This is a genomic window from Cupriavidus neocaledonicus (assembly GCF_000372525.1).
Lineage (GTDB): Bacteria > Pseudomonadota > Gammaproteobacteria > Burkholderiales > Burkholderiaceae > Cupriavidus > Cupriavidus neocaledonicus.
Genome location: NZ_AQUR01000078.1, coordinates 68067 through 74594, shown reverse-complemented (window position 1 = coordinate 74594; position 6528 = coordinate 68067). Strand labels below are relative to the sequence as shown.

8 protein-coding genes and 1 pseudogene are annotated in these 6528 nt (G+C 65.4%); 3 read left to right on the top strand and 6 right to left on the bottom strand.

What is annotated here, in order from left to right; all coding sequences use genetic code 11:
- The 6 genes and pseudogenes from A3AG_RS0106060 to A3AG_RS0106035 form a co-directional block, all read right to left on the bottom strand.
- Window positions 1-201, bottom strand: a pseudogene (locus tag A3AG_RS0106060) (ISL3 family transposase); the annotation flags it as partial.
- Between the two features lie 372 nt (window positions 202-573).
- The gene (locus tag A3AG_RS0106055; protein WP_018004562.1) at window positions 574-957 is read right to left on the bottom strand and encodes a hypothetical protein; all 384 of its coding nucleotides are present in this window, start codon (window positions 955-957) and stop codon (window positions 574-576) included.
- 122 nt (window positions 958-1079) lie between these two features.
- On the bottom strand, window positions 1080-1646 hold the full coding sequence (locus A3AG_RS0106050) for an Hsp20/alpha crystallin family protein (RefSeq protein ID WP_026163984.1): 567 nt from the start codon (window positions 1644-1646) through the stop codon (window positions 1080-1082).
- Between the two features lie 97 nt (window positions 1647-1743).
- Window positions 1744-2151, bottom strand: a complete 408-nt coding sequence (locus tag A3AG_RS0106045) for an Hsp20/alpha crystallin family protein (protein ID WP_018004560.1) — start codon at window positions 2149-2151, stop codon at window positions 1744-1746.
- A gap of 15 nt (window positions 2152-2166) precedes the next feature.
- Window positions 2167-2607, bottom strand: a complete 441-nt coding sequence (locus A3AG_RS0106040; protein ID WP_018004559.1) for an Hsp20/alpha crystallin family protein — start codon at window positions 2605-2607, stop codon at window positions 2167-2169.
- A 212-nt stretch (window positions 2608-2819) separates the two neighbouring features.
- Window positions 2820-3686, bottom strand: a complete 867-nt coding sequence (locus A3AG_RS0106035; protein ID WP_018004558.1) for a LysR family transcriptional regulator — start codon at window positions 3684-3686, stop codon at window positions 2820-2822.
- 150 nt (window positions 3687-3836) lie between these two features.
- Between A3AG_RS0106035 and A3AG_RS0106030 the strand changes: the two genes are divergently transcribed.
- The 3 genes from A3AG_RS0106030 to A3AG_RS0106025 all read left to right on the top strand — a co-directional run bounded on the left by A3AG_RS0106030 (window position 3837) and on the right by A3AG_RS0106025 (window position 6499).
- Entirely contained in the window at window positions 3837-5150 is a 1314-nt protein-coding gene (locus A3AG_RS0106030; RefSeq protein WP_018004557.1) for a DUF3422 family protein, read from the top strand.
- A gap of 41 nt (window positions 5151-5191) precedes the next feature.
- The gene (locus tag A3AG_RS33925; RefSeq protein ID WP_157625328.1) at window positions 5192-5368 is read left to right on the top strand and encodes a hypothetical protein; all 177 of its coding nucleotides are present in this window, start codon (window positions 5192-5194) and stop codon (window positions 5366-5368) included.
- A 204-nt stretch (window positions 5369-5572) separates the two neighbouring features.
- Complete coding sequence (locus A3AG_RS0106025) at window positions 5573-6499, top strand: LysR family transcriptional regulator (RefSeq protein ID WP_018004556.1); 927 nt, start codon at window positions 5573-5575, stop codon at window positions 6497-6499.
- The last annotated feature ends 29 nt before the right edge of the window (window positions 6500-6528 follow it).

The following is a 6528-nucleotide window of genomic DNA, read 5'->3' as shown; positions in this document are numbered from 1 at the left end:
CAGCGGAAGATCCCGCACGCGCCGCACCACCGTCTCATGGACCTGCCGACACTTCGATCCGCATTCCTCGCAGTACATTACCTTGCTGACCGGCTTCAGGTACAGCGCCAGCGTACGGCTTTCCCCTTCTGGCCATACCACCAGATCCAGCTTGTAGCCATCCCAGCAGCCCAACGCCTGCAGCGTCTTCCGATCCAGCATCCCGTTCCCTATGACCGTCTTAACGGCCATTAGGATACGGAATGTGGCAAATCAGGCCCCGGAATTCTTCGAAGAACCAAAAATCAGCCCGGCCCTGGTGCCGGTGGTAATGAGCGATGGTTGGCCGGTGGATTCCGAGGACATAGAAAATGCGGGTTGTGAACGTGCAGGGAACAAGGATACCGGCTCCGGGGTTCCGCCACCTGCCCAGGCCCTGACGCATGCGTGCTGAAACGTGTCCTCGTAGCCGGCGCGGTCGCCCGCGGCGATCCCGTCCAACCCACCTTCCGAGATTCCGATTGCCAATGGCGCAGCGCATCGCTACGCCGGCGTGCGACTCCCTTGACCTGGTTCGAGGATGCTCCGGAAGCCTCACTGTATCGAAGGCACGATGCCCAGCTTTTCTGCCAGCATTCGCTCATAGACGCCAAAGTGCTTGTCGACGTCTGCCTGGCTGACAACCACTATTTCCATGGTGACCTGGCCCACCTTCAGCCCAAGCATCGTGGCCAACGCCAGCTCCAGGGGCGGGGCTGCTTCGCGGTCTTTGGCAAACGTCGTGCCGACGCTGACCGTGTAGGCCCTCTCGCCTTCACTGCTTACCTCGACCAGCCTTGCCGCTGCGCTCAGGTTGCTCTCAATGGCGATCCTGGCGAGTTCCGCCACACGCCGCGTCCTCTCGGTGGGGAACCCGCGCGCGCATCTCAGCCGCAGCCGATGCTTGCCCAGCGTTAGCCATTCGGAATCAAACTCCATCGAAGTCTCCTTTAGCCAGAGATGCGTATTGACCTGGAGCCGGGGCATGCCAGAATCCGCTTCCGTTTGGCTGCTACGGTAGCGAGAAGCCAGCTGCCACCCGGCCCATTCTTCTATCCGGCTCATTTCACGTCAATTCGACGGACCGCAGCCTGCGGCGAGCCCGACTTGGGCAAGCGCACCGTCAAGAGGCCGCGCTCGAAGCGCGCATCGACGTGGTCCAGGTCGAGGCCGTCCGGTAACGGGATGCTGCGCATGAATGCCCCATATGCGCGCTCCAGGCGGTAACAGCCGTTTTCTTCGCTGCAAACATCCTGTCGCTTCTCTCCGCGCAGCACCAGCGCCCCATCCTCGATGGTGGTCTGCACGTCCTCACGCTCCATGCCCGGCAACTCGGCCGTGATCCGCAATGCCGCGCCATCGTCGACCACGTCGATCCTCGGCTGGAACCGGGAAGAGCTGAAGTCGCCGAACCACCGGTCCAGACCGCTGAAGCCGGCGAATGGTTCATGCAGGAATTCCCCCATCGCGCGCCATGGTTCGCCGGAGAAGAGCCGCGAAACGTCCGGCCATTCGGAGGCCCTGTGCCGGGGCACAGGAACGTTTGACGGCTCGTCCCCGGATGGCTTCTCCGCCGCTGGTCTCCGCAGGAACTTGAAGGGATTCCACTTGCCCAGATCCGTCTTCATCTCGTCCTCCATTCACGCAACGAAAAACACCTGGCCCATCGGGCAAGAGGCACGTCGGCAGCGCGCAAGCTGGCGCAGCCGACGCACCCGCGACCACTCACGCCACGGTGACTGCGATGCGGCGCGGGCGCGCTTCCTCACGCCGCGGAATCGTTAATCTCAGTACGCCGTCGTGCAGGTTTGCCTCGATTCTTGACGTGTCAAGATCGGGGCTTAACGCAAATGCGCGAGCGAAGTGAGGCTCCCGGATTTCCGCGTGTTGCACGCGCAGTTCCCTGGGAGTCGGCACCACCGCCTCGGCCTCGATATGGAGGTTACCGTCATGGACATTCACCTCGAGCTTGTCCTTCGTCACGCCCGGAAGATCTGCCCAGAGGGTGACGCCATTGCTGTCCTCGACAATGTCGACCGCGGGCAGCAACGTCACGGTCGGCGGCGACTTTTCCTCCTGGCCTTTTGTCACCGCGCCCTGGCTGCGTTCAACCACTTGCGTTGTATCGTTCATGGCTTGCTCCTCGCGTTATTGGACCGTAATCGCCCGTGGCTTCGAGGCTTCCTGCTTGCCAACACTGACAGACAGGCAGCCGTTGGCATAGCGCGCCTGGACTTTTTCGGGGTCGGCGCCCTGCGGCAATTCGACCACGCGCCGGAAGGCGCCGGTGAAGCGCTCCTGCTTGTACAGCCGCAATTCCGGATCGTCGACCGCATGCGTCGGTTCGCGCTCTCCGCTGATGGTCAGCAAGCCCTTGTCGATCGACACCTCGAGCTTGTCCTGCCTGATACCGGGCGCGAACGCGACCACCTCGAACGAGTCGTCCGTGGCGCCGATATTGACGGGCGGAAAGGCTCCGAAACGGCCGGAGCGAATGCTGGATGGAAATCCGCCGAACAAGCTCGCCATCTGCCTTTGCATGCGGTCGAACTCGTTGAACAGGTCGGTTCCGAAGAATAGATCACTCATGGTCGTATCCTCCTTCGATGCAGCAAGGAGGCGAAGGGGCAACGCGCTACCATTCACCTGCCAGGCTGCTGGCAAACAAATAGAAACACGCAGCGCGCAACGTCGCGACTGCCTGAGCGAAAAATAAAATAGTAACGGCGCCGAAAAATTTCAAGAGGGACCGAGGTGGGCTCAGCGGTAGAGCGACTGTGATCTTTGGTGCTCTTTTGATGCTAGACCTGCAACGCCCCGCCCCGCAGGTCCGTCATGATCTGCTCGGCAAGAAAATCGCAGGGCGGCCGCTTTGACTTCGCGCTGCGGGCAAGGATCAGCTCGAGCGGCGGCAGGTCAGGCAGGCCATGGGCCTGGCCCAGGATGGTCAGTTGCGGCGGGATCGCGCAGCGGGCCAGCGCGGCGACGGCTAGGCCGGCCTCGACCATGCTGAGCAGGCCCAGCAGGCTCGGACTCTCGTACGAGGTTCGATGCGCAATCCGCGCGCGGTCGAGGCTGCGTATCGCGTTCTCGCGCGCCACGCTGCCCGGCATGAACACGGCGATGGGCAGCGGCCGGTCCTCCCAGACTTGCGGCCCGTTGGCCATGGCGGCCCATGCCATCGGCTCATGACGGATGAAGTCGCCGGACAGGCCCTTCGTGCGCGTGCCGCAGACCAGGTCCACGGTGCCGTCCTTGACCAGTGGCGCGAGCGCGCTGCTGGGCAGGCCGACGACCTGGATCTCCACTTTGGGGTACGTGGTCGAGAACTTCTTCAGCACCGACGGCAGCAGCGATGACGCATAGTCGTCGGGCACGCCGATCGCCACCTTCCCCGTCACCTCCGGCCGCACCACCGCCGCCCAGGCTTCGTCGCGCAGCGCCAGCATGCGCCGGGCGAAGCCCAGCAGCACTTCGCCCTCGTGCGTCAGCACGATGCTGCGCGGCCGCCGCACGAACAGCGGCCGGCCCAGCGCTTCCTCCAGTGCCTTGATCTGCATGCTGACGGCGGATTGCGAACGGTTCACCGCCTCGGCGGCACGCGTCATGTTGCCGGTCTCGGCAACGGCGATCACCGTGGCCAGCACATCGTGGTCGAGCATCTTCATGGGTATCAGGAAAACTGGACGCAACAATCAATATTATGCGTTTTTCTTCTTGCAAACGGCGTGCGATATTCACCGGCAACGAACCCGAAACCTGGACCGCAAACCGGCGCCGCGCCCAGAGCGCGGGCTTCCGGCATCCGCCCTGCTCGCATGGACAACAACGCCGCTTCGCTGCTCGTCGACCACCCGCTACGCGCCTCCCTGGTCGCGGAATTGCATGCCCGCCCCTTTCTCCGGCTCAGCGGCAGCGTGTCACTGACCCACTACGCGATCTACTCGGACGAAGATCCTGCGATCCACGAGGATCTGGTGCGCACCCTGTGTGAACAGACCGGCATGGCGCTCCCGGCGGACGGCGTCACGCACTACGCCATCCAGTCTCGGTTCGGCTGGCATCTGAAGTGGGAGCGCCACACCGAGTTCTCCACCTTCACGTTCGTCAGTCCGCGCGACGACACCGACTACTTCAACGACCTCGCCATCGACGGTGTTCCGGCCGACTGGCTGACCCTGCTGGCCGGCAAGCGCTTCCATGCGGTGCGGATGGAATTGTTGTCAGGCCAGGCGGCCGCCACCGTCAGTGCGAACCTGCGTGACTGGCTCGACGGGCCGGTTCTGGTCGGCAGCGATGTCCTCGGCGGCGGCAAGGTCTATTGCGACTGGAACGTGCGGGCCGACGGCTATATGCGCATCCTGGCGATCGACGAGGACTTTCGCGAGGAACAGGGCGGCAGGCTGCTGCAGCGGCTCTACGAGATCGAGACCTATCGCATGATGGCGTTGCTGGCGTTGCCGGTTGCGCGCCGCCTGGGGCGGGAGCTCGACGACATCCACGCATCGCTGCAGGAACTGATGCGGGCCATGGACGCGCGCCGCGCCGGCGACGACGATGCCGGGCTGCTCGACCGGCTCACCGAACTGGCCGTGCGCGTGGAATCGCTGTCCGGGCACAGCGGGCGCTTCAGCGCCTCGCGCGCCTACGAGCGCATCGTGCTGGCGCGCATCCAGGAATTGCGGGAACAGCGCATCGAAGGCATGCCTACCATCTCAGAATTCATGGAGCGGCGTTTCGGCCCCGCCATGGAGACGTGCCGCAGCGTCTGGTCGCGCCACGAACAGATCGCGGCGCGGGTCGCGCGCGCGGTCGACCTGCTCCGCACCCGTGTCAACCTGGCGCAGGAACGGGATGTCACCCGGCTGCTGGCCGGACTGGAGCGTACCGCGCGCAACCAGTTGCACCTGCAGCATGCCGTCGAGGGGCTGTCGGTTGCGGCGATCTCCTATTACGTGTTGTCGATCGCGGCGGCGGGACTGAAGGCGTTGCACGTTATCAAGCTCCCGGTGGATCCCGAACTGGCCGAAGGCCTCTTGATCCTGCCGGTGGTGCTGATCGTGCTCGGCGTCATCAAGCGCAGCCGGACCCGGACACCGCACGATGGCCCTGTCCCGGCAGGCCACGCCTGAAGCGTCGCAGACCTGAATTTGCATACCCTCGAAACACGCTTATGAACGCCATCACCACCATTGCCCCCTCCCCGGCTTCGTTGCCTGGCGCTGTCCGGCAAGCGCCGCAGCCCGTCCCGAATCGCGCGGGCAAGCCAAAGACCCCCACCGAAGTGCTGACAGACAACTCGAACGACCGCCCAGACGTCGCGACGATCGCGGTACTCGGCTACAACTGAGGCAAGACCATGCCCGCCCGGACCCGGGTGGGCAGGTCCCTCACCGCAAAACGCCGCGGACAGTTCCGTCCCACTGCCTCCCTGCCCCATCCGCGCGGCCATCCTGCCAGGTGCTACCATTGCTCGGCATGCTGCACAGAACGACGGCTAGCCAATCCGTCCATCGCCACGGCGCTCGCGCAAGGCGATGCCATCGAACCTTCCATGGAACTGCGTCAACTCCGCTACTTCACCAAGGTCTGCGAACTCGGCAGCTTCGGCAAGGCAGCGCTCGAACTGGAGCTTGCCACCTCCGCGCTCAGCCAGCAGATCAGCAGGCTCGAGCGCGAACTGTCGACGCGCCTGCTGCAGCGCCAGTCCACGGGCGTGGTGCCGACCGATGCCGGACTTGCCTTCCTGCGGCAGGCCCAGCTGACGCTGCGCCACGCCGACGATGCGGTACGGGCCGCGCAGCAGGCGCGGCTGTCCGGCCATGTCAGCATCGGCCTGGCCTCGACGACCGCCGCGGTGCTGGGCGTGCCGCTGCTGCGTGCCATGGCTGCGCGCTATCCCGACGTGCGGGTCCACGTGGTCGAGGCGCTGTCCGGGCATCTGAGCGAAATGCTCAATGCGCGCCGGCTGGACCTGGCGATCGTGTTCCGCACCGAGACCGCGCGCCGCTGGAGCGTGACGCCGCTGCTCGACGAAAAGCTCTATGTGCTCGGTGCTGCGGGCTTGCCGGGCCTGCCGGGTAGCCAGCGTGCCCGGCTTGCGCAGCTGGGGGAGCTGCCGCTGATCCTGCCGAGCGCGACCCATGGCCTGCGCGCCCTGCTCGACGCGGCCTTTGCGCGGGTGCGCGTGACGCCGAACGTGGTGGCCGAGATCGACGGCCTGTCGCTGCTGATGGATGCAGTGCGCGCGGGCTTTGGCGCCACCATCCAGCCCGGCGCAGCGACCGCGCGCCTCAATGACCCGACGCTGGTGCGCTCGCGGGTGGCCGACGCCCAGGTCGGGCGGCACAACCTGCTGGCCAGCCTTTCCGATGACGAGCTGTCGCCTGCGGCGCTGGCGGCGCGGGTCGTGCTGGCCGATACCGCGCGCAGCCTGGTGCGCGACGGCGCCTGGTTCGGCGCGACGCTGCACAAGGACTGAGGCCGGGACGGTGGCGCGCTGCCGCCCGG

Excerpts from the sequence above, each read along its gene's own strand:
- A3AG_RS0106030 (WP_018004557.1), top strand. The coding sequence starts at position 3,837 with ATGGACAACAACGCCGCTTCGCTGCTCGTCGACCACCCGCTACGCGCC.
- A3AG_RS0106040 (WP_018004559.1), bottom strand. The coding sequence starts at position 2,607 with ATGAGTGATCTATTCTTCGGAACCGACCTGTTCAACGAGTTCGACCGC.
- A3AG_RS33925 (WP_157625328.1), top strand. The coding sequence starts at position 5,192 with ATGAACGCCATCACCACCATTGCCCCCTCCCCGGCTTCGTTGCCTGGC.
- A3AG_RS0106035 (WP_018004558.1), bottom strand. The coding sequence starts at position 3,686 with ATGAAGATGCTCGACCACGATGTGCTGGCCACGGTGATCGCCGTTGCC.
- A3AG_RS0106025 (WP_018004556.1), top strand. The coding sequence starts at position 5,573 with ATGGAACTGCGTCAACTCCGCTACTTCACCAAGGTCTGCGAACTCGGC.
- A3AG_RS0106055 (WP_018004562.1), bottom strand. The coding sequence starts at position 957 with ATGGAGTTTGATTCCGAATGGCTAACGCTGGGCAAGCATCGGCTGCGG.
- A3AG_RS0106050 (WP_026163984.1), bottom strand. The coding sequence starts at position 1,646 with ATGAAGACGGATCTGGGCAAGTGGAATCCCTTCAAGTTCCTGCGGAGA.
- A3AG_RS0106045 (WP_018004560.1), bottom strand. The coding sequence starts at position 2,151 with ATGAACGATACAACGCAAGTGGTTGAACGCAGCCAGGGCGCGGTGACA.